This is a genomic window from Phreatobacter sp., from assembly GCF_052440005.1.
Classification (GTDB): Bacteria; Pseudomonadota; Alphaproteobacteria; order Rhizobiales; family Phreatobacteraceae; genus Phreatobacter.
This window is the reverse complement of the sequence record NZ_JBQVQL010000054.1, coordinates 1-26,559: the sequence shown is the minus strand read 5'-3', so window position 1 is coordinate 26,559 and position 26,559 is coordinate 1. Positions and strand designations below refer to the sequence as shown.

At 69.4% G+C, this 26,559-nt stretch carries 23 protein-coding genes and 3 pseudogenes; 19 read left to right on the top strand and 7 right to left on the bottom strand.

The features are described from left to right. Positions 1-117: 117 nt before the first annotated feature. The 3 genes from ACT6XY_RS14100 to ACT6XY_RS14090 are packed head-to-tail and all read left to right on the top strand — an operon-like array spanning position 118 to position 2,669. Complete coding sequence (locus ACT6XY_RS14100) at positions 118-1,206, top strand: alcohol dehydrogenase (RefSeq protein WP_444748956.1); 1,089 nt, start codon at positions 118-120, stop codon at positions 1,204-1,206. Positions 1,207-1,221: 15 nt separating this feature from the next. Next, positions 1,222-2,358, top strand: a complete 1,137-nt coding sequence (locus ACT6XY_RS14095; protein WP_444748955.1) for a thiolase family protein — start codon at positions 1,222-1,224, stop codon at positions 2,356-2,358. Continuing rightward, a complete protein-coding gene (locus tag ACT6XY_RS14090) occupies positions 2,355-2,669 on the top strand; it encodes a Zn-ribbon domain-containing OB-fold protein (protein ID WP_444748954.1) in 315 nt (104 codons plus the stop codon). Before ACT6XY_RS14095 ends, ACT6XY_RS14090 begins: the two co-directional genes overlap by 4 nt. Here ACT6XY_RS14090 and ACT6XY_RS14085 read toward each other — a convergent pair whose 3' ends face one another. Next, complete coding sequence (locus ACT6XY_RS14085) at positions 2,670-2,861, bottom strand: DUF1192 domain-containing protein (RefSeq protein WP_444748953.1); 192 nt, start codon at positions 2,859-2,861, stop codon at positions 2,670-2,672. Positions 2,862-2,945: 84 nt separating this feature from the next. Between ACT6XY_RS14085 and ACT6XY_RS14080 the strand changes: the two genes are divergently transcribed. Then, the gene (locus tag ACT6XY_RS14080) at positions 2,946-3,944 is read left to right on the top strand and encodes an NAD(P)H-quinone oxidoreductase (RefSeq protein ID WP_444748952.1); all 999 of its coding nucleotides are present in this window, start codon (positions 2,946-2,948) and stop codon (positions 3,942-3,944) included. Positions 3,945-3,951: 7 nt separating this feature from the next. On the opposite strand, the gene ruvC is transcribed toward ACT6XY_RS14080, so the two are convergent. Together ruvC and ACT6XY_RS14070 are read right to left on the bottom strand one after the other, a co-directional pair. Then, positions 3,952-4,446: a crossover junction endodeoxyribonuclease RuvC gene (gene ruvC, locus ACT6XY_RS14075; RefSeq protein ID WP_444748951.1), complete on the bottom strand. Its 495-nt coding sequence runs from the start codon at positions 4,444-4,446 to the stop codon at positions 3,952-3,954. A gap of 29 nt (positions 4,447-4,475) precedes the next feature. Beyond that, entirely contained in the window at positions 4,476-4,901 is a 426-nt protein-coding gene (locus ACT6XY_RS14070; protein ID WP_444748950.1) for a rhodanese-like domain-containing protein, read from the bottom strand. A gap of 77 nt (positions 4,902-4,978) precedes the next feature. On the opposite strand from ACT6XY_RS14070, the gene ftrA reads away from it, so the two are divergent. Both ftrA and ACT6XY_RS14060 read left to right on the top strand, forming a co-directional pair. Further along, positions 4,979-6,016: a transcriptional regulator FtrA gene (ftrA, locus tag ACT6XY_RS14065; RefSeq protein WP_444748949.1), complete on the top strand. Its 1,038-nt coding sequence runs from the start codon at positions 4,979-4,981 to the stop codon at positions 6,014-6,016. A gap of 98 nt (positions 6,017-6,114) precedes the next feature. Next, positions 6,115-6,873 (top strand): sulfite exporter TauE/SafE family protein, encoded by a 759-nt coding sequence (locus tag ACT6XY_RS14060; protein ID WP_444748948.1) that lies wholly within the window; start codon positions 6,115-6,117, stop codon positions 6,871-6,873. A 12-nt stretch (positions 6,874-6,885) separates the two neighbouring features. Here the strand turns inward: ACT6XY_RS14060 and ACT6XY_RS14055 are convergent, their stop codons facing one another. The 3 genes from ACT6XY_RS14055 to rcdA form a co-directional block, all read right to left on the bottom strand. After that, positions 6,886-7,932, bottom strand: a complete 1,047-nt coding sequence (locus tag ACT6XY_RS14055; RefSeq protein WP_444748947.1) for a hypothetical protein — start codon at positions 7,930-7,932, stop codon at positions 6,886-6,888. A gap of 160 nt (positions 7,933-8,092) precedes the next feature. Then, positions 8,093-8,839 (bottom strand): YebC/PmpR family DNA-binding transcriptional regulator, encoded by a 747-nt coding sequence (locus ACT6XY_RS14050; RefSeq protein WP_444748946.1) that lies wholly within the window; start codon positions 8,837-8,839, stop codon positions 8,093-8,095. A gap of 132 nt (positions 8,840-8,971) precedes the next feature. Beyond that, entirely contained in the window at positions 8,972-9,478 is a 507-nt protein-coding gene (gene rcdA / locus ACT6XY_RS14045; RefSeq protein WP_444748945.1) for a protease adaptor protein RcdA, read from the bottom strand. A gap of 550 nt (positions 9,479-10,028) precedes the next feature. Here rcdA and hydA point away from each other — a divergent pair. The 5 genes from hydA (at position 10,029) to ACT6XY_RS14020 (ending at position 16,303) form a co-directional block, all read left to right on the top strand. Continuing rightward, complete coding sequence (gene hydA, locus ACT6XY_RS14040) at positions 10,029-11,453, top strand: dihydropyrimidinase (RefSeq protein WP_444748944.1); 1,425 nt, start codon at positions 10,029-10,031, stop codon at positions 11,451-11,453. A 102-nt stretch (positions 11,454-11,555) separates the two neighbouring features. After that, the gene (locus ACT6XY_RS14035; protein WP_444748943.1) at positions 11,556-12,269 is read left to right on the top strand and encodes a DNA-3-methyladenine glycosylase I; all 714 of its coding nucleotides are present in this window, start codon (positions 11,556-11,558) and stop codon (positions 12,267-12,269) included. A 325-nt stretch (positions 12,270-12,594) separates the two neighbouring features. Then, positions 12,595-13,770 (top strand): phosphoserine transaminase, encoded by a 1,176-nt coding sequence (locus tag ACT6XY_RS14030; protein WP_444748942.1) that lies wholly within the window; start codon positions 12,595-12,597, stop codon positions 13,768-13,770. A 230-nt stretch (positions 13,771-14,000) separates the two neighbouring features. Beyond that, positions 14,001-15,593 (top strand): phosphoglycerate dehydrogenase, encoded by a 1,593-nt coding sequence (serA, locus tag ACT6XY_RS14025; RefSeq protein WP_444748941.1) that lies wholly within the window; start codon positions 14,001-14,003, stop codon positions 15,591-15,593. Between the two features lie 260 nt (positions 15,594-15,853). After that, complete coding sequence (locus ACT6XY_RS14020; protein WP_444748940.1) at positions 15,854-16,303, top strand: hypothetical protein; 450 nt, start codon at positions 15,854-15,856, stop codon at positions 16,301-16,303. Here ACT6XY_RS14020 and ACT6XY_RS14015 read toward each other — a convergent pair whose 3' ends face one another. Then, entirely contained in the window at positions 16,304-17,188 is an 885-nt protein-coding gene (locus tag ACT6XY_RS14015; protein WP_444748939.1) for a DMT family transporter, read from the bottom strand. Between the two features lie 298 nt (positions 17,189-17,486). Here ACT6XY_RS14015 and ACT6XY_RS14010 point away from each other — a divergent pair, with 298 nt between their 5' ends. The 8 genes and pseudogenes from ACT6XY_RS14010 to ACT6XY_RS13975 form a co-directional block, all read left to right on the top strand. Next, entirely contained in the window at positions 17,487-18,512 is a 1,026-nt protein-coding gene (locus tag ACT6XY_RS14010; protein ID WP_444748938.1) for a substrate-binding domain-containing protein, read from the top strand. A 99-nt stretch (positions 18,513-18,611) separates the two neighbouring features. Then, on the top strand, positions 18,612-19,991 hold the full coding sequence (pstC, locus tag ACT6XY_RS14005; protein WP_444748937.1) for a phosphate ABC transporter permease subunit PstC: 1,380 nt from the start codon (positions 18,612-18,614) through the stop codon (positions 19,989-19,991). After that, positions 19,984-20,481, top strand: a pseudogene (locus ACT6XY_RS14000) (DUF3333 domain-containing protein); the annotation flags it as partial. The gene pstC and the pseudogene ACT6XY_RS14000, both read left to right, overlap by 8 nt. Before the next feature lie 477 nt (positions 20,482-20,958). Then, a pseudogene (pstA, locus tag ACT6XY_RS13995) lies at positions 20,959-21,822 on the top strand (phosphate ABC transporter permease PstA); the annotation flags it as partial. Positions 21,823-21,856: 34 nt separating this feature from the next. Continuing rightward, positions 21,857-22,675 carry a phosphate ABC transporter ATP-binding protein PstB gene (pstB, locus tag ACT6XY_RS13990; RefSeq protein WP_444748936.1) on the top strand — a complete coding sequence of 273 codons (819 nt, stop codon included), beginning with the start codon at positions 21,857-21,859 and terminating at the stop codon, positions 22,673-22,675. A 59-nt stretch (positions 22,676-22,734) separates the two neighbouring features. Further along, complete coding sequence (locus ACT6XY_RS13985) at positions 22,735-24,411, top strand: mucoidy inhibitor MuiA family protein (RefSeq protein ID WP_444748935.1); 1,677 nt, start codon at positions 22,735-22,737, stop codon at positions 24,409-24,411. 159 nt (positions 24,412-24,570) lie between these two features. Beyond that, positions 24,571-25,860, top strand: coding sequence for an adenylosuccinate synthase (locus ACT6XY_RS13980; RefSeq protein WP_444748934.1), 1,290 nt, complete (start codon positions 24,571-24,573; stop codon positions 25,858-25,860). A gap of 27 nt (positions 25,861-25,887) precedes the next feature. Next, positions 25,888-26,559: pseudogene (locus ACT6XY_RS13975) on the top strand (hypothetical protein); the annotation flags it as partial.

The following is a 26,559-nucleotide window of genomic DNA, read 5'->3' as shown; positions in this document are numbered from 1 at the left end:
GCGGCGCGCAGGGCCGTCTCGGCCCTTCGGCACATTTACAGCCCGTCCTCGCATGCTAGCGTTCCCGCCATCGCGGCGCCCGAACCAACGGGCGCGCATCGCATCCGAGGACACGCCATGGACAGCTTCTCGCCGGCCCGCACCACCCATTCCTGGCGCCTCAACGTCTCCTGCGACCCGCTGGTGCTGACGGAGGAGCCGCGCCCGGTGCCGAAGGGCCGCGAGGTGCTGATGAAGGTCAGCCATTGCGGCGTCTGCCACTCGGACATCCACATCCGGGAGGGCAAGTACAATATCGGTGGCGGCCGCTCGCTGAACCTCGCCGACCGCGGCCTGAAGCTGCCGCTCACCCTCGGCCACGAGATCCTCGGCACGGTCGAGGCGGTCGGGCCCGACGTGACCAGCGTGAAGCCGGGCGACCGGCGCCTTCTCCACACCTGGATCGGCTGTGGCAATTGCCCGCTTTGCAAGTCGGGCGATGAAAACCTCTGCGCCCAGCCGCAGTTCCTGGGCGTGCAGGCGCGCGGCGGCTTCGCCGAGCACGTTCTGGTGCGCGACGAGGAGTTCCTCGTGGACGTCGAGGGGCTCGATCCCGCACTCGCCGCCACCTATGCCTGTTCGGGCGTCACGGTGTTCAGCGCCGTCAACAAGATCCGCCCGCACCGCGAAGGCGAGAAGATCGCCGTCTTCGGCATCGGCGGCCTCGGCCAGACGGCGCTGCAACTCCTGAAGGCGCTGGGCATGGGCCCCGTCATCGCGGTCGATCCGTCGCCCGAGAAGCGCAGGATCGCCGAGAGCATCGGCGTCGCTGCCACGCTCGACCCCAATGCGCCGGATGCCGCCAAGCAGCTCGCCGCCTTCGGCGAGGGCAAGCTCGCTGCGGCGCTCGACTTCGTCGGGGCCGAGGACACGACGGGCCTCGCCATCAACGGCCTGCGCAAGGGCGGCCAGCTCGTCATCGTCGGCCTGTTCGGCGGTGAGCTGCGCTATCCGCTGCCCTTCATCCCGATGCGCGCCATCTCGATCCGCGGGTCCTATGTCGGCTCGCTCAAGGAGCTGAAGGAGTTCGTCGCCCTCGTCCGCAAGGTGAAGCTGCCGGCGATCCCGATCGAGAAGCGGCCCATGTCGCAGGTGAACGAGGCCTTGCACGACCTCGAGGCCGGCAAGGTCGCCGGCCGCATCGTGCTGGAAGCCGAGCCCGCCTGACCGCGGCGGCGAGCGATGGCCTATCTCACCGGCGTCGCGGTCACCGCCTTCGGCAAACACCCCGGCCGCGGCCCGGTCGAGCTCATGGAAGAGGCGGCGCTGTCAGCGCTCGCCGATGCTGGTCTGCCGCGCGAGGCGGTGGAAGGGCTCGTCTCCGGCTATGCCACGACCTACCCGCACCTGATGATGGGCACGGTCATGGCGGAGCGGCTCGCCATCCGCCCACGCCACGCCCATCAGGCGCAGGTCGGCGGCGCCACGGGCGCGGTCGGTATCATCCTCGCCCGCCACCTGATCGCCGCGGGTGCCTGCCGGCACGTGCTCGTCGTCGGCGGGGAGAACCGGCTCACCGGGCAGAGCCGCGACGACGCGGTGAAGACGCTGGCGGGCGTCGGCCATCCCGTCCACGAGGTGCCGCTCGGCGCCTCCATCCCTGCCTATTACGCATTGGTCGCCGCCCGCTATCTGCACGAGACCGGTGCGAGCGTGGCGGATCTCGCCGAACTCGCGGTGCTGATGCGCCGCCACGCGGCGGGCCACCCCGGCGCGCAGTTGACGAAGCCCATCACTGTCGCCGACGTCATGGCCTCGAAGCCCATCGCCACGCCGCTGAAATTTCTCGACTGCTGTCCGATCTCCGACGGCGCTGCTGCGGTCATCGTCTCAGCCGAGCCGACGGCGGGGGCTGTGATCCGCCTCGCCGGCTGGGGCGAGGCCCATACCCACCAGCACGTTTCGGAAATGCCTGATGATCTCGGCCTCGGAGCGACAATTGCCGCGGCGCAGGCCTTCGACAGCGCAGGCCGGCGCCCCGCGGACATGCGCCTCCTCGGGCTCTACGACAGCTTCACGCCGACCCTCGCCATCTTCCTCGAGGCGCTGGGTTTCGCAGAGCCCGGCGGGGCGGGCGCCGGCGCGCGGGACGGGCTGTTCTCCCGGAGCGGACGGTATCCGCTCAACCTCCACGGCGGGCTGATGTCCTATGGCCATCCGGGTGTCGCTGGCTTCCTCGCCCATGTGGTGGAGGTGGTCCGGCAGATGCGCGGGGAGGCCGGCGACCGGCAGGTGGCCGAGGCGCCGCTCGCCTATTGCCACGCCGACGGCGGGGTCTTCTCCAGCCATGCCGGCTTCGTGCTGGAGCGGACGGCATGAGCGGCGTCATGCTCCAGTCCTGCAGCGCCTGCGGCCATCGCTGGCAATTCCGCCGCGCCGCCTGCCCGGCCTGCAGCTCGCCGGCTATAGGCGAGGTCGAGGCGGGGGGAGGGGGCACGGTCTGGTCTGTGACGACGGTGCTGCGCGCCCCGCTTCCCGAACTCGACGTTCCCGGCGGCTACGGCATCGCCCTCGTGACCCTGGACGAGGGGCCCCGCATCATGTGCGGGGCGGAGGCGGGGCTTTGCATCGGCGACCGGGTCCATGTCGCCGCCGGCGAGGACGGCCTGCCGCGGGCGCGGCGCGCCTGATCAGAACTTGAAGACGCTGGCGGCCGCCGACTTGCTCGCTTCCTTGACGCTCATATCCATCTCCAGCCGGGCGATCTCGATCTTGAGAAGGGCGATCCGCTCGGCGAGTTCATGGACGGAGAGGGCCGAGAGGTCCTGGCCGAGAACATGGGCGGGCGGCTTGGGCCGCGGCTTCAGGTCGTCGTCGAACATGGTGGCTTCCTCCTCGCGGACTGGCATTGGACCTGGCCAGAGGCTACACCGTCTCACCCCCCGCTGTCGAAACCGGACGCCCCGATGACCGCTCTGCCCCCGACCATGACCGCCATCGCCATCCCCGTTCCCGGCGGCCCCGAGGCGCTGGTGCCTCAGACGCGGCCGGTGCCCGGGCCGGGGCCGGGCGAGGTGCTGGTGAAGATCGCGGCGGCCGGCGTCAACCGGCCGGACGTCCTGCAGCGCTCCGGCGGCTATCCGCCGCCGAAGGGTGCCTCGGACATTCCGGGCCTCGAATTCTCCGGCGAGGTCGTCGCCTGCGGCGACGGCGTGACGCGGTTCAAGACAGGCGACAAGGTCTGCGCCCTGGTCGCCGGTGGCGGTTATGCCGAATATGCCGTTGTGCACGAGACCAATGCGCTGCCCGTTCCGGCGGGCCTCTCCATGGTCGAGGCGGCGGGCATCCCCGAGACCTTCTTCACCGTCTGGTCCAACGTCTTCGACCGGGGCGGCCTGAAGTCCGGCGAGACCATCCTCATTCACGGCGGCACGTCCGGCATCGGCGTCACCGCCATCCAGCTTGCCAAGGCCTTCGGCGCCACCGTCATCACCACGGCGGGCTCTGACGAGAAGTGTGCGGCTGCGAAAGCCCTGGGCGCCGACCATGCCATCAACTACCGCACCACCGACTTCACCGCCGCCGTCAACGAGATCACGGGCAAGCGCGGCGCGCACCTGATCCTCGACATGGTGGGCGGCGACTACGTGCAGAAGAACCTCGACTGCGTCGCCGTCGACGGGCGCATCGTGCAGATCGCCTTCCTGCACGGCTCGGAGATCAAGGCCGACATCCGCTGGATCATGCTGAAGCGCGTCACCTTCACCGGCTCGACGCTGCGCATCCGCGACATCGCCTTCAAGGCCGCGCTCGCCGACGCGCTGAAGGCGAAGGTCTGGCCGCTGCTGGAGAGCGGCACGGTGAAGGTGGTGATGGATTCGACCTATCCGCTGGCGGAGGCCTCGAAGGCTCATGCCCGCATGGAGGGCAGCACCCATGTCGGCAAGATCGTGCTGACGGTGTGAGGGCGGCTCAGCGCCGCCCGGCGGCGCTGCGGTGATGGGCGTGGGTGATGGCGATGGCGAGGGCGTCGGCGGCATCCATCGTCTTCGGGTCGGCCTTCGGCAGCAGGATGCCGATCATCATGTGGATCTGGTTCTTCTCGGCGTGACCGGCGCCGACGACCGACTTCTTGACCTTGTTGGGCTCGTATTCGGCGACGGGGATCCCCGCCAGCGCCGGCACCACCATCGCGATGCCTCGGGCCTGTCCGAGTTTCAGCGTCGCGCCGGCGTCCTTGTTGACGAAGGTCTGCTCCACCGCCGCCTCGTCGGGCGACCAGGCGGCGAGCACGTCGGATATCCCCCGGTGGAGCTGGGCGAGGCGGGGGCCGAGCTCGGCCTTGTCGTCTGAAGTTACCGTGCCACAGGCGACGAAGACGAGGCGGTTGCCGGTCACGTCGATGACGCCCCAGCCGGTGCGGCGAAGGCCTGGATCGATGCCGAGGATGCGAATCGTGGAATTCATCGCCGCAATCTAGGCCTCGTTGGCAACGATCAGCCACCGCTGATCGAGGCGAGGCCGGCGGGACCCGACGTCTCCAGCGCGAACCCCTCGTCGAGCCAGCCGGTGATCCCGCCCGCCATGATCTTGACGGGCCGGCCGAGCTGGGCGAGCCGCAGGGCGCCGCGGGCGGCCCCGTTGCAGTGAGGCCCGGCGCAGTAGGTGACGAACAGCGTGCCTTCCGGCCACTGCGCCATCTTCGACGCGATGATCTTGCCATGCGGCAGGTTGATGGCGCCGGGAACATGGCCTGCCGCGAACAGCGCGGGCCCGCGCACGTCCAGGAGCACGAAGTCGGCCCCCTGGCCCATGGCTTCGTGAACGTCCCAGCAGTCGGTCTCGAAGGTGAACTCGGCGGCGAAATGGGCCTCGGCTTCGGCTGCGGGCGCGGCGGGGATCCGGGTCACGGCGCTGGGCATGGTCGCGTCTCCTTGTGTTGGCGATGCCCGTTCTTCCCGCTTCCTCCGAAGCTCCGCGAGTGGCAGGTTCGCCATCCATGCTGAAGATCACGCCAGAATCACCGAGCCCAGCCGTCGGGCGGACGGAAGCCCCCACGACCGGCCCGCTGGTGGTCGCCATCGCCTATGACGGGCTCTGCACCTTCGAATACGCCATCGCCGCAGAGGTGTTCGGCCTCGCCCGGCCGGAGATGGGCGCCGGCTGGTATCGCTTCGCCACGGCGGCCGTCGATTCCGGAGCGCTGCGCGCCCATGGCGGCCTGCGGTTCGAGGTGGATGGCGGGCTGGAACTGATCGAGGAAGCCGACCTGATCGTCATGCCCGGGTGGAAGGGCGCGGGCGTCCCCGTTCCGGAGCGGCTGCGGGGAGCGCTGATTGCGGCCCATGCCCGGGGCGCGCGGCTCGCCTCGATCTGTTCGGGCGCGTTCGTGCTCGCCGCGACGGGGCTTCTCGACGGAAGGCGGGCCGCGACGCATTGGCGTTACGCCGAGGCGCTGGAGAGGGCGCATCCCGAGGTCGCGGTGGATGCGTCCGTGCTCTACGTCGAGGAGGGGCGCGTGCTCACGTCGGCAGGCTCGGCGGCCGGGATCGACCTCATGCTTCACATCGTGCGCGCCGATTTCGGCGCCGATGCCGCCAACAGCGTCGCCCGCCGCCTCGTCATGCCGGCCCACCGCAATGGCGGCCAGGCGCAATTCGTGGAGCGGCCGGTGCCCAAGCGCCGCGAAAGCCGGCTGTCGCCGCTGCTCGACCTCGTGCGCGCGGAACCGCGACACCGCTGGACCATCGCGGACATGGCGCGGAAGGCCGCCCTCAGCGAGCGCAGCTTCCTGCGCCGGTTTGCGGAGGCGATGGGAACATCGCCGGGCGAGTGGCTGGCCGGCGTCCGCGTGGACGAGGCCCGGCGGCTGCTGGAGACGACCGCGCTGCCCGTCGAGGAGGTGGCGAGGCTCTCGGGCTTCGGGAGCACGGCGACATTGCGGCACCACTTCAGCCGCGCCACGGCGCTGAGCCCGCGCGACTATCGCCAGCGCTTCGGCCACGGCGGCAAGGGCGGCAGCGTCGCCGAGGCCTAGCCCATGTGCAGGCGTGTCCCGCGTCGCCGTCGGTTCCAGAGCCGGAAAAATCCCCGTAAGCGACGGGAAAACTCCGGAAACGCTCGAAGGCCTCCCCCTTGGACCTCCTCGCTGCCCTCGGCTCGCCGCCGCCGATCGCCGTCATCGTCGCCGCCTTCTTCGCCGGCACGGTGCGCGGCTATACGGGCTTCGGCTCGGCGATGATCTTCATGCCGGTCGCCGGCGCCTATCTCGGCCCCAAGGCCGCCATCGGCATCATGTCGATCATCGACGCCATCATGCAGCTGGCGATGATCCGCTCCACCTGGCGTCATGCCCGCTGGGGCGAGATCGGGCCGCTCTTCGTCGGCTACGTGGTGGGCCTGCCGCTCGGCGTCTGGCTCCTCGTCACCATCGACCCGACGCCGGTGCGCTGGGTCACCTCGCTCTCGATCGTGCTGGTGCTGACGCTGCTCCTGTCCGTCGGCCGGATCGAGCGCTCCCCCGGCATGCCGGCGACGCTCGCGACGGGTGTCGCCTCGGGCCTCATCTCCGGGCTCGCCAGCCTCGGCGGCATGGTGCTGTCGCTGTTCTGGCTGGCCGGGCCGAGCCACAATGCCGGCGTGCGCGGCTCCTCTGTCGCCTTCTTCGTGCCGGCTTCGGTGCTGTCGATGAGCCTGCTGGCGCTCGCCGGCATCTACACGCCCGAGGTCTTCCGCGGCGCCGCCTGGACGATCATCCCCTACGGCGTCGGCATCGGCCTCGGCTCGCTGCTCTTCGACAGGGCGGACCCGCGGCTGTTCCGCCCCGTCGCCTTCGCGGTGATTGCCACCGCGGCGCTCACCAGCCTGCCGCTGCTCGACAGGCTGCTGCGCTAGTCGCGTCCCAGCTCAGCGGCGCCCCTGGGCGCCGACGCAGGCGTTCAGCTCGTCCCAGAGGGCGCGGAACCCGGCGATTGGCACTACCGACATGCCGTCGGGGCCTTCCACGAACATCTCCCTGAGGTTCGTCTCGACCATGGTCCGGCCGATCGGCGGCGGGACCGTGAAGGCGAGCCGGCCCTCGGAATTGACCGCGCCCGGCACCACCTCGCGGTCGCGACCGGCGCGCAGCGTCACGTTGGCGCGCGTGCCCGGAGGTGCCGTGGCGCGGTCGGCGGGGGTGGACATGGTCATGTCGAGCTGGGCGTTGAGGCCGATGCGGATCTCGCCGCTGTCGCTCTGCCGGACGGCCCGGCAGGTGCTGAAGCCGGAGGGCAGAAAGGACGCGTCGATGGCCCACGGGCCGGACCGGCCCCAGGGCGAGCGCGTCAGCTGGCCAGCCGGGCCTGCCTGCGGCGGACGCGGGTCGGACGCCATGGGCGCGGCCTGGGCAGGAGGCGATGCGGGTGCGCCCGCACCGGCAGCTCCCACCGCGCTGGCCGGCGCGACGAAGAAGGCGATCTGCGCCGTCCGCAGGCGGGGCGCGTTGCAGGGCTCGTTGAGGATCGCGGTGCGCCGGCCACGCTGGGGGCCGACATAGAAGCAGAAGGCGTTCCGCTCCTCGCGATTGTCCTCGGTCAGGGCCACGATGCGGTTCTGGCCACGATTATAGGTGTAGTACTGGCCGAATCCGTCGGGCGTGCAATCGCGCAGGATGGCCTCGAAGGGTGCGGCGCCCGCTCCCGTCGTGTCGCTCATGCACAGGTTGGGCCGGCCGGCCGGCCTGATGCGCTTCGCGCGCTCGTCGATGACGAAACGCGCCGCGGGGCTGTCGCAACGCCCCAGGACGAGCTTGTCATAGCCACCGTCCCGATCGCGTTCGCTGACGATGCAGCCATGATGCGGTTCGGGGTTTTCGAAGACGGCGAAGACCACGGCATTGCCGGGTGATTGCGCCAGTGCCGCACCCGACAGGCACAGGACCGCGACTGTTGCCGATGCAACGTGCTTGAACATGCAAAACCCCCTCCGTCCGGCCCGTCAGGCACTCCTGCGGCGCGCGGCATGGTCCAATAGTACCGTCCCTATATGAACGGCAACTGAAACGAAGTGTAAGGGTTTACGCGGGGTATCGGGGGTTGAGCCGGGGGCGGAGTTGGCGGCAGGCCGAAGGGCCTCAGCCGCCCATCTTCGCCACGAGCGCCTCGGACAGCTCGAAATTCGAGTAGACGTTCTGCACGTCGTCGTTCTCGTCGAGATTGTCCATCAGGCGCAGCAGCTTCTCGCCGGTCTCGTCGTCGACGGCGACGGCGGTCTGCGGCTTCCAGGTCAGCGCGGTCTTGTTCGGCTCGCCGAACTTCGCCTCGAGCGCCTTCGCCACCTCGGCGAGGGCGTCGGCGGCGGTGGTGATCTCGTGACCGGTCTCCGAGGAGACGACGTCCTCGGCGCCCGCCTCGATGGCGGCCTCCAGCATGTCGTCGGCCGAGGCCTTGTCGGCGGCGAACTCGATGGTGCCGACCCGGTCGAACATGAACGAGACGGCGCCGGTCTCGGCGAGATTGCCGCCGGACTTGGTGAAGTAGGAGCGGACTTCCGAGGCGGTGCGGTTGCGGTTGTCGGTCAGCGCCTCGACGATGACGGCGACGCCGCCGGGGCCGTAACCCTCGTAGCGGATCTCGTCGTAATTCTCGCCGTCGCCGGCGGTGGCCTTGTTGATCGCCCGCTGGATCGTGTCCTTGGTCATGTTCTCGGCGCGGGCCGCCAGGATGGCGGCGCGCAGGCGCGGGTTCATGGCGGGATCGGGCTGGCCCATCTTGGCCGCCACGGTGATCTCGCGCGCCAGCTTGCCGAACAGCTTCGAGCGGGCCGCGTCCTGGCGGCCCTTGCGGTGCATGATGTTCTTGAACTGTGAATGCCCGGCCATATGCCCCTCTCGGCGGTGGTCAGCCGGTGTCAGGGGGCGCAGTCAAAAAGCGCGCCGCGCGGAGCGCCGGCTACAGGTCGGCGCGACTTATAGGCGGGCGGCACGCCGAAATCCAGCGTGCCGGGCCGCAGATCAGCGGCGAATGCCGAAGGCGTTCGCCAGAAGGTCGATCTGGCCGGAGATGGCGTTGACCTGGCGGTCGGCCTCGGGGGCCTCCCGGGAGAACAGGACGCGGTCCATGTGAACGATGCGCTCCTGCAGCCGCATGGCCTTGCCAATCAGCGCCCCGAGGGAAGCGGGAAGCTCTTCGATGATCGAGGCGGGCGTCGGTGCGCCGACCGAGGAGAGCCGCACCTTGGACTTCTCCAGCGCCGCCTGCTCCTGGGTGAGCTCGCCCTCGTTGACGGCGCGCTGCAGCAGCAGCCAGGAGGCGAGCTGCATCAGGCGGGTGGTGAGGCGCATGCTCTCGGTGGCATAGGCGAGGGCCGGTCCGCGCTCCAGAGCGCGGCTTTCCTCGCGGCCGGGGCCGTCGAGATAGGCGGCCGTCTCTTCCACGAGGCCCATTCCGTCCCGGAACAGCTCCTTGAAGGCCGGGGAACTGGCAAGCCGCGCACCGAAGGCGACGGTGGGCTCGGCCATGGACGAAACGCTCTCGTGCGACATCACGCTACAACTCCCTCAGGACCCGTGTGTGCCGCCGTCTCCGCGCCCCTGTAAAGCTTTTGCTTAAGGAAAGGTAAACGCGAAGGCAGCTGGCAGCTCTCGGGTCCGATGCAGCAAGGCCGGTGCCAATCGGGCCCGTCCCGCGACGGGACGGGCGACGGCATCAGCGATCATCACACGCCGGAATCGCGGCGCTGCCAAGGCGGCGCGCATCGACGGCCGGTGCGCGGACAAAAAAAGGCCGCCCGGAGGCGGCCTTGAAGTGGAATACAGGGAGGCGTCAAACAGAGTGGACAGGAGCCACTCGCGTCCAGCGAACTGAACGATTTCCTTGATAAAGGGGAAAGGTTAACCCTGAGTTAACCTCCGCCGGTGCAGGCGACGATTCTTCGCACTGCAGCAGGACTTGCGCCCGACGGACGGCGTCGTCCGCCATGAAGCGCGCGGGCTTGACGGACGGCGGAAAATGCGGTGCGACGATGCGGTGCGGCCAGCACCGCCCACGATCGCTCCGGGAACCCGCCTCATGCTCGATATCGACCTCGCCATCCGCGGCGGCACCGTGGTCACGGCTTCCGACACCATTCGCTGCGACGTCGGCATCAAGAACGGCAAGGTGGCCCTGCTCGCCGAGAACATCACCGAGGCGGCCCGCACCATCGACGCCTCGGGCCTCATCGTCATGCCCGGCGGCATCGACAGCCACGTCCATCTCGATCAGCCCTCTGGCCCGGACGTCACCATGGCCGACGGGTTCGAGAGCGGCACGCGCTCGGCGGCGGCCGGCGGCAACACCACCATCATTCCCTTCGCCATGCAGGTGAAGGGCGAGAGCCTGCGCGCCTGCGTCAGCGACTATCACAAGAAAGCCGAGGGCAAGGCCTATATCGACTACGGCTTCCATCTCGTCGTCTCCGACCCGACGCCGACGGTGCTCAATCAGGAACTGCCTGCGCTCTTTTCCGACGGCTGCACCTCGTTCAAGGTCTTCATGACCTATGACGACCTCGTCCTTTCCGACCGCCAGCTGCTGGAGGTCTTCGAGGTGGCCCGCCGCGAGCAGGCGCTGGTGATGGTCCATGCCGAGGGCTACGACAACATCAAGTTCCTGACCGAACGGCTGGAGGCGGCCGGCAAGACGGCGCCCTACTATCACGGTCCGTCGCGGCCGCAGGTGATCGAGCGCGAGGCCACCCACCGCGCCATAAGCCATGCCGAGTTGCTCGACGTGCCGATCATGATCGTCCACGTCTCCGGCCGCGAGGCGATGGAGCAGATCCGCTGGGCCCGCCAGCGCGGCCTCAAAGTCTATGCCGAGACCTGCCCGCAATACATCACCCTCACCGAGGACGACATGAAGGGCCTGAACATGGACATGTCGGGCTCCAAATACGTCTGCTCGCCGCCGCCGCGCGACACCGACAGCCAGAACGCGATCTGGGAGGGCCTGAAGCAGGGCGTGTTCCAGACCTTCTCCTCCGACCATTGCCCCTTCTTCTACGACAGCCCGCGCGGCAAGCTGAACGAGAAGGGGCGCACCTCCTTCAAGTGGGTGCCGAACGGCCTGCCGGGCGTGGAGACCCGCATGCCGGTGCTGTGGTCCGAGGGCGTCGCCAAGGGCCGGATCAGCATGAACGAGTTCGTGGCGCTGACCTCCACCAACCACGCGAAGCTCTACGGGCTCTATCCCCAGAAGGGCACGATCGCGGTGGGTTCGGACGCCGACATCGTCCTGTGGGACCCGAACCGCAAGGAAACGATCCGGCAGGAGATATTGCACCACGGGTCGGACTACACGCCGTGGGAGGGCTTCGCCGTCACGGGATGGCCGGTCATGACCATCGCCAAGGGCCGGACCGTGGTGGACGACGGCAAGGTCGTCGGCGCCATGGGCGCGGGGTCCTTCATCGCCCGCGACAAGAGCCCCTACGCCCTGCCGGCGGGGGCGTGACGAGGACGGCGTGAGCCGGTGGGGCCTTAAAGCCTCTTCGGTCCATGGCTCTTGCCACGCCCGGGCCTTCGGCGTGGGATGGGTGCCCTTCAGGGGGAGACCATGACACCATTCGAGACGATCCGCGCCCGCGCCGCGCGCCGCAAGGGCGGCGATGAGGTCCTGGCGGGCCTCATGCCGGCCGTGCCCGACCGTGCCGCCCTCGCCGCCCTTGGCGACGACCGTGTGCTCGCCGAGATGACGAAGCGCGTGTTCTCCGCCGGCTTCGTCTGGGGCGTCATCGAGAAGAAATGGCCTGGCTTCGAGGAGGCCTTCCTCGGCTTCGTGCCGCAGGCGCTGACCTTCCAGCCCGACGAGTTCTGGCACGACCTCGCCCGCGACGGCCGGATCGTCAAGAATCCGCAGAAGATCAAGTCGGTGCGCGAGAACGCCGCCTTCGTGAGCGCGATCGCCAAGGAGCACGGCTCGTTCGGTGCCTTCCTCGCCGGCTGGCCGGCCAACGACCAGGCCGGGCTCCTTGACGTGCTGGCCAAGCGCGGCGCCCGCCTCGGCGGCAAGACCGGCCAGTATTTCCTCCGCTTCATCGGCTGGGACGGCTTCGTCACCTCGCAGGACATGGTGGCGGCGCTGCGCGACGCCGGCCTCGACGTCGCCGCCGACCCGACGTCCAAGGGCGACCTCCGGAAGGTGCAGGCGCAGGTGAACGCCTTCGCCGCCGAGACCGGCCTGCCGCGCAGCCACATCTCCCGCATCCTCGCGCTCTCGGTGGGCGAGAACCATCCGGTGGAGCGGCTCGAGGCCCTGATGGGGGAGTGAGGGCCGGCGAAAAACCGTGACGAGTCGGACTGTCCCGCCGCCGGTGTTGTGAAGCTCCTCCCGTCATCCCCGGCCGAGCGCAGCGAGGCGAAGGGGATCCAGGGGGTGACGGACGAATCCTCTCATCTCCCTCGAACTCCCCTTCTTGCGTCGAGTCTTTGGGCCTCGCCGGGGGCGACGGGCGGAGCGACCTGTGCCGACCGCTGACGTTTGCCGCCGCGCCCCGCTACCGTTTTCCTTGACCGCGTCCCCGCTTGCGCCTATCCCGGTCAACGGGACATGCCCCCCCAACGGGGCACGCCCATCTGTGAGGATGGAGATCCAAATGGCGACAACCGCCCCGACCGCGCTTCCGCGCGCCAATACCTTTTCGTCCGGCCCCTGCGCCAAGCGCCCCGGCTGGTCCCTCAAAGCTCTGGCTGATGCGCCCCTCGGGCGGTCTCACCGCGCCAAGGTCGGCAAGGCGAAGCTGAAGCTCGCCATCGACCTGACGCGCGAGGTTCTGCAGGTGCCCGCCGGCTACCGGATCGGCATCGTGCCAGCCTCGGACACCGGCGCGGTGGAGATGGCCATGTGGTCGATGCTCGGCGCCCGCGGCGTCGACATGGTCTCCTGGGAGAGCTTCGGCGAGGGCTGGGTCACCGACGTGGTGAAGCAGCTGAAGCTCGCCGACGTGCGCACCATCACCGCCCCCTACGGCGAGCTGCCGAACCTGAAAAAGATCGACACGAAGACCCGCGACGTCGTCTTCACCTGGAACGGCACGACCTCGGGCGTGCGCGTGCCGAACGCCGACTGGATCGCGGCCGACCGCGAGGGCCTGACCATCTGCGACGCGACCTCGGCGGCCTTCGCCCAGCGCCTCGACTGGGACAAGCTCGATGTCGTGACCTTCTCCTGGCAGAAGGTGCTCGGCGGCGAGGCGGCCCACGGCATGCTCATCCTCTCCCCCCGCGCGGTGGAGCGGCTGGAGACCTACAAGCCGGCCTGGCCGCTGCCGAAGATCTTCCGCATGACCAAGGGCGGCAAGCTCATCGAGGGCATCTTCGAGGGCGAGACCATCAACACGCCGTCCATGCTCTGCGTCGAGGACTATATCGACGCGCTGAAGTGGGCGCAGAAGGTCGGCGGCCTCGACGGCCTGGTGAAGCGCGCGGATGCCAACACCCGCGTCATCGCCAAGTTCGTCAGGGAGAACGACTGGATCGACTTCCTGGCCGTGAAGCCGAAGACGCGCTCCAACACCTCGGTCTGCCTGAAGTTCACCGATCCCGCCGTGACGGCGCTTCCCGAAGACGCCCAGGCGGCCTTCGCCAAGGGCATTGTCGCGACGCTGGAGAAGGCGGGCGCCGGCCTCGACCTCGGCCATTACCGTGACGCGCCTCCCGGTCTCAGGATCTGGTGCGGCGCGACGGTGCAGGCCCGCGACCTCAAGGCACTGATGCCCTGGATCGCCTATGCCTTCGCCACCGAGAAGGCCAAGCTGAAGAAGGCGGCCTGAGGCTGCAAGCCACCTCCCGTCATCCCCGGCGAGCCGCGTGAGCGGCGAGGGAAGGGGATCCAGGGGGCGCTCCCGGCGCCCTGCAACTCCTGGACCCCCTTCCCCTCGTTATCGCTCGGCCGGGGGGACGTCCGGAGCGCTTGACCGCTCCACGGTGTCCATCCTTTTCCCTCTGCGCCCAGACGGCGCGTCCTCTCCGCGACGGAGAGGCCCATGCGGAGCATGATCCCATGACCAAACCCCGCGTCCTCATTTCCGACGCCCTTTCGCCCGCCGCCGTCCAGATCTTCAGGGATCGCGGCATCGACGTCGACTTCCAGCCGGCCCTCGGCAAGGACAAGGACAAGCTCGCCGCCATCATCGGCGACTATGACGGCCTCGCCATCCGCTCGGCCAGCAAGGTGACGCCGGCGATCCTCGCCAACGCCAAGAACCTCAAGGTGATCGGCCGCGCCGGCATCGGCGTCGACAACGTCGACATCCCCGCCGCGACGGCCAAGGGCATCATCGTGATGAACACGCCCTTCGGCAATTCGATCACCACGGCCGAGCACGCCATCGCGATGATGTTCGCCATCGCCCGGCAGATCCCCGACGCCGACCGGACCACCCAGGCCGGACAGTGGGAGAAGAACAAGTACATGGGCGTCGAGCTGACGTCGAAGACGCTCGGCGTCATCGGCTGCGGCAATATCGGCTCCATCGTCGCCGACCGGGCACTGGGCCTGAAGATGAAGGTGATCGCCTTCGATCCCTACCTGTCGCCGGAGCGGGCCGTCTCCATCGGCGTCGAGAAGGTCGAGCTCGACGAGCTGCTGCGCCGCGCCGACTTCATCACGCTGCACGTGCCGATGACGGCGCAGACGAAGAACGTCCTCTCCCGCGAGGCGCTGGCGAAGACGAAGAAGGGCGTGCGCATCATCAACTGCGCCCGCGGCGGCCTCGTCGACGAGCAGGCGCTGCGCGACGCCCTCGATGCCGGCCACGTGGCGGGCGCGGCCTTCGACGTCTTCTCCGAGGAGCCGGCGACTGCCAACCCGCTCTTCGGCCACCCGAACGTGATCTGCACGCCGCATCTCGGCGCCGCCACGACCGAGGCGCAGGAGAACGTCGCCCTGCAGGTGGCCGAGCAGATGTCGGACTACCTGCTGTCGGGGGCCATCACCAATGCGGTGAACTTCCCGTCGATCTCGGCAGAGGACGCGCCGAAGCTCCGGCCCTTCGTGGCGCTCGCCGAGCGGCTCGGCTCCTTCCTCGGCCAGCTCACGGAAGCCCCGATCAAGGGCATCCGCATCGAGTACGAAGGCAAGGTCGCCGACCTCAACGTGCGCCCGCTCACCGCCGCAGCGGTGACCGGCGTGCTGCGGCCCTTCCTCTCCGACATCAACATGGTCAACGCCGTGCCGATCGCCAACGACAAGGGCATCACGGTGGACGAGGTGAAGCGCGAGGCCCCCGGCGGCAACCTCGAGAGCCGCATCATGATCACGGTGGAGGCGGAGGACATGCCGCGTCACGCCGCCGGCACGGTTCTCGCCGACGGCAAGCCGCGCATCGTCGAGATCCGCGCCATCGCCATGGACGCGGAATTCGCCCCGCACATGCTCTACGTCCGCAACGACGACAAGCCGGGCTTCATCGGCCGCTTCGGCTCGCTGCTGGGGGATGCCGGCGTCAACATCGCGACCTTCAACCTCGGCCGCGACAAGCCCGGCGGCGACGCCATCTGCTTCGTCGCGGTGGACGAGCGCATCTCCGACGATCTGCTCGCGCAGATCCACGAGATTCCGCAGGTGAAGCGCGCCCGCCGCCTGGCGTTCTGAGCGGCATCGCGCCGTCATCAGCCCCACCCTTACCCTCCCCTCGCTGCCGCGAGGGGAGGGGGACTGCCGCGTCGCGCCCGGCCCGCCGCGTCTGGCACAAGTGGCGAGACGGATGTGAGGGGCCGAAGTCTTCCTCCCCGCGCAGCGGGGAGGGTAAGGGTGGGGCCTTCCTCCACGATCGAACGCCCGGGCCCAATCCAGGCCCCGCCCGCCCCGGCCTGCGCTACACTCGGCCACATCGATTCGCCGGAACCCGCCCCATGTACGTCCTCGCCCGTCTCTCCTTCGGCTTCGTGGTGGGGGCGCTGGCCGTGATCCTCGCCCTCCAGGGCGCGGTCTGGCTGATGGGCCAGGTCGGCATGGCCGCCATCCAGCTCTTCCCCATGCGGGCGCCGCTCCCGGCGAGCCTGCCGGGCCTCACTCAACCGGCGATCATCGGCGGGCTCTGGGGCCTGCTCTTCATCCTGATCTGGGACCGCTGGGGCCGTGACGGCATCGTCAAGGGCGCTGGCTTCGGCCTGCTGTTCGGCCTGATCGGTCCCGGCCTCGTGCTGTGGGTGGTCTGGCCGGCGCTACAGGGCGCAGCCCTGTTCGAGGGCGGCAATGCCGGGCGCATCGCCGCAGGCGCGGCGCTGGCGGTCGCCTTCGGCATCGGGCTCGCCTGGATCGGCCAGATCCTCAACGGCTACATGCGCTACGCAGTCCGCTGATCAGCGCTTGCCGCTCTCGGCGATGGCGATGCCGCCGAGGACGAGCATGAGCGCCACGGCGTGATACCAGGCGAAGACCTCGCCGAGGATCAGCGGCCCGAGGATCGCCGACCAGACCGGCACGAGGTTGACCCAGAGCCCGGCCCGGCCCGGCCCGATCAGTTCCACGCCGCGCATGAAGAAGAGCTGGGCGACGAAGCCCGGCAGCACCGCGACATAGAGGATAATCAGCCAGCCGTTCAGGTCGGGCCAGCGGGCCGTTCCGTGGGCGACCTCTGCGGCGAGCAGCGGCAGCGACGAGATCAGGGCCACCAGCGCCAGCGCCATGAAGAAGGGGCGCGGGGAGATGGCGGGGCGGTTGCGCAGGGCCACCGTATAGGCGGCATAGCCGAGGCAGGCGATCAGCATCAGCACGTCGCCGAAGTTGAAGGCGAGACCGGTCAGCACGGCGAGGTCGCCCCGCGCCGCCAGGAGGGCGATGCCGGCGATGGTCACGACGATGCCGATCGCCTGCAGCGCGGTCACGGCCGTGCGATGGACGAGATAGGCACCGGTCAGAACCATGACCGGGATCGAGCCCTGGATGATGCCGATGTTGACCGCCGTGGTGTAGAGGGCGGCCAGGTAGAACATGGCGTTGAAGCCGGTGAAGCCGACGACGCCGAGGATGGCCAGCCATTTCCAGTGGGCGCGGATCAGGGGCCATTCGCGGACGAAGGCACTGCCGGCGATGGCGATCATCAGGGAGAGGGTGCCGACCCAGCGCAGCGTCGTCAGCATCATCGGCGAGACGTGGCCGATGGCGAGGCGGCTCGCGATGGCGTTGCCGGCCCAGATCAGGGTCGTGGCGGCCAGAATGAGATAGGGACGGTCATAGAGGCGCATGCTTGCGAAAAACCCTGATGGAGCGTCACTATAGACGCGCGGGAGACCGGCGGCAGCGGCTCCGGCGCAGCCGAGCAATGCCCCCGGGAGGGGCGGTGGCCGCGAGTCATCCGGTGATTGCGACAAATTCGGTCGATATCGGTCAAGTGTCTGCAATTGAAAAGATTTTCTCTTCATCTTTCTGTCAAGCAGAGGTCATAGAAGTATCGCGCAGCGGCCCTATCCAGAGGCTGCATCCCTTGTCCGACCCTGCGCAGACCTGCGCTGGACGAGGTTCCTCCAAGGACAGGAGCATCCTGTGAAACTCTCCCTCTTCCTTTCTGCCGCGGTCGTCGCGATCGGCGGCGTCATGGTGGCGGCCCCCTCGGCCGAAGCCCGTGACCGCATCCAGGTGACCGGCTCGTCCACCGTCTTCCCGTTCACCACCGCCGTCGCCGAGCGCTTCGGCCAGCAGTCGGGCAAGGCCCCGATCGTGGAGTCCACCGGCACGGGCGGCGGCATGCGCCTCTTCTGCGCCGGCGTCGGCGTCAACACTCCGGACGCCGCCAATGCCTCGCGTCGTATCACCGCCTCCGAGTTCGAGACCTGCAAGAAGAACGGCGTGACGCCGATCGAGATCGTCGTCGGCTTCGACGGCATCGTCGTCGCCAATTCCAAGCAGGGCCCGGCCATCCAGCTGACGCTCGAGCAGATCTTCCTGGCTCTCGCCGCCAAGGTGCCGAACGCCCAGGGCCAGCTGGTCGACAACCCGAACAAGAACTGGTCGGACATTGCGCCGAACCTGCCCAACGCCAAGATCGAGGTTCTCGGCCCGCCGCCGACCTCGGGCACCCGTGACGCCTTCAACGAGCTCGCCATGCTCGAGGGCTGCAAGGCCCTGCAGAAGCGCGTGAACGTGCAGATCGACGCCCGCGCCTGCCAGCAGGTGCGCGCCGACGGCGCCTTCGTCGAAGCCGGCGAGAACGACAACATCATCGTGCAGCGTCTCGTCGCCAACCCCTCCGCCTTCGGCGTGTTCGGCTACTCCTTCCTCGAGGAGAACCGCGACAAGATCCAGGGCGCCCGCGTCAACGGCGTCGAGGACACGGTCGAGAACATCTCGTCGGGCAAGTACCCGCTGTCGCGCTCGCTCTACTTCTACGTGAAGAAGGAGCATATCGGCGTGGTGCCTGGTCTGCAGGAGTTCATCAACGAGTACGTCTCCGAGCAGGCCATGGGTGACGACGGCTACCTCGAGAAGAAGGGCCTCGTTCCGCTGCCGACGGCGCGCCGCGAAGAGGTCTCCCGCGCCGCCCGCGCGGCCACGGGCCTCGCCGGTCTCTGACCCGGCCGATAGACGGAAAGGGCCCGGCGCCGCCGCCGGGCCCTTCTCCACTGCATGGCGAGCCGTTCCGGTACGGGCGGCGATGAACGGACGCAAGCGATGTTCCTGACCCTGTTCGGCATTCTGGTGGCGATCGCCATCGCCTGTCATCTGGCTGGCCGGCGCCGATCGATCGCCCTCGCGGGCTCGAACTACGCCGCGCTCCATTCGCTGCCCGGCTATTATGGCGCCTGGCTCGCCATCATGACGGTGGGACCCGCCCTCATCGTTCTCGTCGTCTGGTCCATCGCCGCGCCCAACGTCCTGCGCTCGATGGTGCTCTCCCAGTTCTCCGCCCAGCTCGCCACCTCCAGCGTCGCCCAGCTCGACGGCTTCTGGCGCGACATCCAGGCCATCGCCTTCGGCGGCACGGCCGGCATCCGCGACGCGGTGCGCAGCGACGCGGCCGCCGTGCTCTCCTCCCGCGCCGCCACCAGCACGACAATGATGATCGTGCTCATGGCCGCCGTCGGCGTCGCCGGCTTCGTCTACGCCTGGAACGCCATCGCGCCGGCCTTCCGGTCCCGCCACAGGGTCGAGTCGGTGGTGAAGGTCCTGCTGGCCGTCTCGGCGACCATCGCCATCCTGACGACCATCGGCATCGTCGTGTCGCTGATCGCGGAATCGATGCGCTTCTTCTCGATGGTCAGTCCCATCGACTTCCTCTTCGGCCTCACCTGGACGCCCCAGCAGATGGCCTTCCGCGCCGATCAGGTCGGCGGCACGGCCGCCTTCGGCTTCATCCCGCTGCTGACCGGCACGCTGCTCATCACCTTCATCGCCATGGTGGTGGCCGCGCCGCTGGGCATCATGGCCGCGGTCTATCTCTCCGACTACGCCACCCCGAAGGTGCGCGCCGTCGGCAAGCCGGTACTGGAAATCCTCGCGGGCATCCCGACCGTCGTCTACGGCTTCTTCGCCGCGCTGACGGTGGCGCCCTTCATCCGCAACTCGGGCCATGCGCTCGGCCTCGACGTCTCCTCGGAGAGCGCGCTGGCGGCCGGCGTGGTCATGGGCATCATGATCGTGCCCTTCGTCTCCTCGCTCTCCGACGACGTCATCAACGCCGTGCCGCAGTCGCTGCGCGACGGCTCGGCGGGCCTCGGGGCCACGAAGTCCGAGACCATCCGCAAGGTGGTGCTGCCGGCCGCGCTCCCCGGCATCGTCTCGGCCCTTGTGCTGGCGGTCTCGCGCGCCATGGGCGAGACGATGATCGTGGTCATGGCGGCCGGCCTCGCCGCCAACCTGACGCTCAACCCGCTGGAGGCGGTCACCACCATCACGGTGCAGATCGGCACGCTGCTGACCGGTGACCAGGAATTCGACAGCCCGAAGACGCTCGCTGCCTTCGGCCTCGGCCTCGTGCTCTTCGTCATCACCCTGTCGCTCAATCTCGTCGCACTGCGCGTCGTCAACAAGTATCGGGAACAGTATGACTGACGTCTCGCTGCCTCGGGTTTCCACCGACATCCACACCAACGACCAGGCACAGGCGCGGCTCAAGGCGCGCTACCGGGCGGAGTTCCTGTTCAAGTCGCTGGGCCTCGGCGCGGTGCTGGTGGCCGCCGGGTTCCTCGTCATCTTCCTGTCGACCATCATCACCCAGGCGATCCCGGCCTTCACCCAGAACTACGTGAAGATCGCGGTCGAGATGAAGCCGGAGACGTTCAATCCGCGCCACGCGAGCGGCGCCGACCTGCCGGCGGCCATCGGCGCGGCGAATTTCGACGCGGTGGTGAACGGCGCCGTGCGGGCCTATTTCCCTGGCGCCACCGACCGCACCGCGCGGCGCGCCCTCGGCAACCTCGTCTCCTCGGGCGCGCCCTCGATCCTGCGTCGCCAGGCGATGGCCAACCCCGCCTGGCTCGGCACGACGCAGGAGGTTTATCTTCCGCTGGACGACAATGCCGACCTCTACCTGAAGGGCCAGACCACGGAGACCGTCGTGACCCGCGGCGCGGGCGACTTGACGGTGTCCGGCACCTCGGGCCAGATCGAGCTCTCCTCGACCGTCGCCAATTTCCAGCCGCTGCTCGCCGCCATCAAGGCGCAGCTCACCATCGTGCGCGCCAACCTCCAGCGCGACCTCGCCGGCAAGGAGCGCGTCGCCAGCGGCCAGGAGCGCGACATCACCTCTCTCCGCCAGGCCGCGGAGGCGGCGACCGGCACGGACCGCGAGCGCCTGCAGGGCCGTGTCGAGACGGAGGGCCGCCAGCTCGCCGCGACGCAGAACGACATCACCCAGCTGCGCCAGCGCATCGAGACCCTGACCCAGCGGATCAACGGCGCCGACCAGTCGGAGACCCTCGACAACACGGTGTCGAGCTATCTGGTCCGCATCAACGGCGGCATCGTCAAGCTGTCGCAGATCCAGAACGCCCGCGCCACCGGCGAGGTGCTGATCCCGCTCGCCTCGACCAACCTCGCCGCCGCCGGCGCCTGGGAGATCGTGCGCATCGTCCAGACCGAGGCCAACCGCCGCATCACCGACCGCGAGATCGCCTATCTGGAATCGCTGAAGGAGCGCGGCCTCGTCGAGCGCCGCATCTCCCGCGAGTTCTTCTTCGGCGGCGCGTCGCGCGAGGCGGAGCTCGCCGGCGTCTGGGTCGCCATCGTCGGCTCGTTCCTGACGCTCCTCATCACCCTCGGCCTGTCCTTCCCCGTGGGCGTGGCGGCGGCCATCTACCTCGAGGAGTTCGCGCCGAAGAACCGCTGGACCGAGATGATCGAGGTCAACATCAACAACCTCGCGGCGGTGCCGTCCATCATCTACGGCCTCCTCGGCCTCGCGGTGTTCCTCAACGTGTTCGGCATGCCGCGCTCGGCCCCTGTGGTCGGCGGCTTCGTGCTGGCGCTGATGACGCTGCCGATCATCATCATCGCCTCGCGCGCCGCGCTGCGCGCCGTGCCGCCCTCGGTGAAGGAGGCCGCCCTCGGGGTCGGCGCCTCGCACCAGCAGGCGGTGTTCCACCACGTGCTGCCGCTGGCGATGCCCGGTATCCTCACCGGCACCATCCTGGGCATGGCCCACGCGCTCGGCGAGACCGCGCCGCTGCTGATGATCGGCATGGTGGCCTTCGTGGTCGACAGCCCGCGCGGCTTCGCCGACGCCGCCACGCTGCTGCCGGTGCAGATCTTCATGTGGGCCGATTTCCCCGAACAGGCCTTCCAGAACAAGACCGCGGCTGCCATCGTGGTGCTGCTGCTGTTCCTCATCGTCATGAACGCGGCCGCCGTGTTCCTGCGCAAGAAGTTCGAGCGCCGCTGGTGATCGGCCGGGCGCCCACGACAAAAGGATGACGTCGATGAACTCGCTTCCCAGCTTCGAGACGACGGCGGCCACCACCGCCGTTCCGACCGCGGCGGTGCACCCCAAGATCACGGGCCGCAACGTCAACGTCTTCTACGGCGAGAAACACGCCATCAAGGACGTCAACGTCGACATTCCCGAGCGCTCGGTCATGGCCTTCATCGGCCCGTCGGGCTGCGGCAAGTCCACCTTCCTGCGCTGCATCAACCGGATGAACGACACCATCCCGATCTGCCGGGTGACGGGCGACATCCGCATCGACGAGCAGGACATCTATGACCGCAACCTCGACGTCGTGCAGCTGCGCGCCCGCGTCGGCATGGTGTTCCAGAAGCCGAACCCCTTCCCGAAGTCGATCTACGAGAACGTCGCCTACGGCCCGCGCATCCACGGCCTCGTCAAGAGCAAGACCGACCTCGACGAGGTGGTGGAGACGGCGCTGAAGAAGGCGAGCCTGTGGAACGAGGTGAAGGACCGCCTGCTGGAATCCGGCACCGGCCTGTCGGGCGGCCAGCAGCAGCGCCTCTGCATCGCCCGCGCCATCGCGGTGTCTCCGGAAGTGATCCTGATGGACGAGCCCTGCTCGGCCCTCGACCCCATCGCCACCGCCAAGATCGAGGAACTGATCGACGAGCTGAAGCAGAACTTCACCATCGTCATCGTCACGCACTCGATGCAGCAGGCGGCCCGCGTCTCGCAGCGCACCGCCTTCTTCCATCTCGGCATCATGGTGGAGGAGGGGGCGACCGACCAGATCTTCACCAATCCGGTCGACACCCGCACCCGCGACTACATCACCGGCCGCTTCGGCTGAGGCTCCGGACAGCGCGCGCCGCGATTCGGCCCTGCGGCGGCCCGATTCGGGCTGCCAGCATGGCGCTCCCCACAACGGAGCACCACCCGATGAAGCCGCAGCGCCTCGCCGCCCTGACCCTCGTCCTCGTCGCTCCCGCGGCCGGCGCCGCCGCGGCGGAGTTCCGTCCGGCCTCGCGCGTCGAGGCGGTCACCGTCTTCCCCGACGGCGCCAGCGTCACCCGCCGCTTCGCCGTCGACGTGCCGGCGGGCGACCATGTCCTCGTCCTCGACGACCTGCCGCTCGCTGCCGATGCCGGATCGCTGCGCCTGACCGGCAGCGGCGAGGGCTCGCTCGCGGTCGGCTCGATCGATGCCCGCCAGGCGCGCCCGACCGAACGCAGCGATCCGCAGGCGGTCCAACGGCTCGAGAGCCTGAAGGACGAGCGTCTCGCCCTCGACGACGCCATCGCCGCCGAACGGATGCGCAAGCGCGCGGCTGAGGCCCTCGTCGCCCCCTCGACGCTGTCGGCGGGGGACCGCGGCCTCGACGTCGCCGCCGCCAGCCAGGCGCTCGCCGCCGCCCATCAGGTGACGCGCGACGCCGACCGTGCCATCCGCCAGGCCGAGCAGCGCCAGCGCGGGCTCGACCGCGAGATCGCCGAGATCGAGGCCGGGCTGAAGAGCCAGCCGCCGCGGCGCCTGGAGGCGCGGGTGGCGGTGGAGGCCGCGGCGCCCTTCCGGGGCGAGCTCACGCTCACCTATGCCGTCCGCGACGCCCGCTGGAGCCCGGTCTACGACGCGCGGCTGGTGACGATCGGCGCCAAACCCGCCCTCGAGCTCGTCCGCCGCGCCGAGATCCGCCAGCGCACCGGCGAGGACTGGACCGACGTCGCCCTGACCGTCTCCACCGCACGGGTGGCGCGGGGAGGGGCCGTGCCGGTCCTGCCGCCGCTTCTCGTCCGCTATCTCGAACCCGAGGCGATGCGGGAACGCGCAGGAAGCCCGCCACCGCCGCCCCTCGCCGCCGCGCCGGCCTCCCCCGTGAGCCGTGCCCAGGCCGATGGCGGCGGCCCGCTGGCGGGCCGGATCGGCGAGAGCGAGGCAACCGTCGACATGGGCGGCTTCCAGGCGAGCTTCGCCGTGCCGGGGCGGGCCACCATCGCCAGCGGCGATGGCGCCCGCGCCATCCGCATCGGCAGCGGCACCATCGCGCCGGACCTCGTGTCACGGGTCGTGCCCAGCCTCGACACCACGGCCTTCATCGAGGCCCGCTTCCGCCACGGCGAGGACGTTCCGCTCATGCCCGGGCGCGTCACGCTCTACCGCGACGGCCTCTTCGCCGGCCGCACGACGCTCGCCGCCGCCACCCGCGAGGACGAGGTGAAGCTCGGCTTCGGGCCCGACGACCTCGTGCGGGTCGAGCACCAGACGGTCCGCCGCACGGACGGTTCGTCAGGCCTCATCTCGACCTCGAAGACGGAGGAGCGGGAGTTCCGCATCATCCTGCGCAACGGCGCGCAGGCGCCGCGCCGGGTCGTCGTCGAGGACCGGCTGCCCGTGACGGAGGTGCAGGACATCGTCGTCGAATCGCTCGCCGGACTGACCGCGCCGACGACACGCGATGTGGACGGCCGCCGTGGCATCGTCGCCTGGACGGTGGATCTCGCCCCCGGCGCGACGCGCGAAATCCGTCACGGCTGGCGCTTGCGCTGGCCGTCCGAGCGGCGGATTCAGCCGGTCCAGGGCCGCTCCTGAGGCCTCGCCCGCGGCGCGAGGCCATGCGGCCTCCGCCGATCCACCCTTCGGCACGACGCTTGCCACCCCGGCGACGATCCTTTATCCGCACAGTGCAAGGGCCCCGGCGCGCGAGGGACGCGAAGCCGGGGTTTGCCTTGCCGTGGAGGGTTTTGGACCATGGCGAACGTGGTTGTCGTCGGCTCGCAGTGGGGCGACGAGGGCAAGGGCAAGATCGTCGACTGGCTGTCCAGCCAGGCGGACGTGGTCGTCAGGTTCCAGGGCGGGCACAATGCCGGCCACACACTGGTGATCGACGGCGTCACCTACAAGCTGTCCCTGCTGCCCTCCGGCATCGTGCGTCCCGGCAAGCTCTCGGTCATCGGCAACGGCGTGGTGATCGATCCCCATGCGCTGGTGGCGGAGATCGAGCGTGTCTCGGCCCAGGGTGTGGCCATCGGCCCGCAGACGCTGCGCATCGCCGAGAATGCCTGCCTCATCCTCTCCCTGCACCGCGAACTCGACCAGCAGCGCGAGGGCGCTAACGCCGGGACGAAGATCGGTACGACCGGCCGCGGCATCGGCCCGGCCTACGAGGACAAGGTCGGCCGCCGCGCCATCCGCATGACCGACCTGACCGATCTCGGCTCGCTGACGCCCAAGATCGAGCGGTTGCTGGCCCACCACAACGCGCTGCGCCGCGGCCTGCAACTGCCGGAGATCGAGGCCCAGGCGCTGTATGACGAACTCGCCGCGGTCGCGCCGAAGGTGCTGCCCTATGTGACGACGGTCTTCGACCTGCTGGACGACGCCCGGCGCGCCGGCAAGCGCATCCTCTTCGAGGGCGCCCAGGGCACGCTGCTCGACATCGACCACGGCACCTATCCCTTCGTCACCTCGTCGAACACCGTCGCCGGCCAGGCCGCCATCGGATCGGGCATGGGGCCGGGCGCCATCAACTACGTCCTCGGCATCACCAAGGCCTACACGACGCGCGTCGGCGGCGGCCCGTTCCCGACCGAGCTCGAGGACGAGAACGGCCAGATCATGGGCGATCGCGGCCGCGAATTCGGCACCGTCACCGGCCGCCGGCGCCGCTGCGGCTGGTTCGACGCCGTGCTCGTGCGCCAGGCGGTGAAGACCAACGGTATCGACGGCATCGCGCTGACCAAGCTCGACATCCTCGACGTGTTCAAGGAGATCAAGGTCTGCGTCGCCTATGAACTCGACGGCAAGCGGATCGACATCCTCCCCGCCAACCAGGAGGCGCAGGCCCGCGCCACCCCCGTCTACGAGACGATCGAGGGCTGGGACTCCACCACCATGGGCGCCCGCTCCTGGGGAGAACTGCCGGCGCAGGCGATCAAGTATGTCCGTCGTATCGAGGAATTGATTGGTTGTCCGGTCGCGTTACTATCGACGAGCCCGGAACGGGACGACACGATTCTGGTGCGCAATCCCTTCGAGTAAGAGTAGAGGGGCGAGAAGCGAGTTTCGATGGCCGATTATACGCCCCTTATTTCCCGCGCCGTTGGGGCACTGGCGGAGAACACCGGCGAAGCGCGGCGTGGCGTTTACGAGCGCGCGCGCGCGGCGCTGCTGGCCCAGCTGCGCAACATGAACCCGCCGCTCCCCGAGGAGCACATCACCCGCGAGCGGATGTCGCTCGAGGACGCGATCCGCAAGGTCGAGCTGGAGAATTCCGCGGACAGCCTCGACGCCATGCTGGAGCGCGAGTTCGCCTCCCTCGGCAAGGTGACGCCGCGCCCGGAGGCGATCTCCATCGCCGGCGCCCGCACCGTCAGCGACGCCGCCCATGACGCCGAGAGCCTCGGGGATGCAGCCGCCCATGCGCACCGCTCTGCGCGCGACCAGCTGAACGCGCCGTCGGCCCCCGCCGAGCCCGAGCGCATCGAGCCCGCCGTCGGCCGCCAGGGCCCGTTCATCGACGCCAACGACGGCGGTCAGGCGCCGATCCGTCCGCGGGTCGCCGTGCTGGGCGAGGACGAGGAGAAGCCGGCCCGCAAGGGCGGCGGGGTCATCGCCATCGTTCTGGTGCTGCTGCTGCTCGGCGGCGCGGGCGCTCTCGGCTGGTACGTCGCCAGCAACCATCCCGACCGCCTGCCTTTCGCCACCGCGCGGGCGCCCGCCATGACGCCTGCTCCCGCC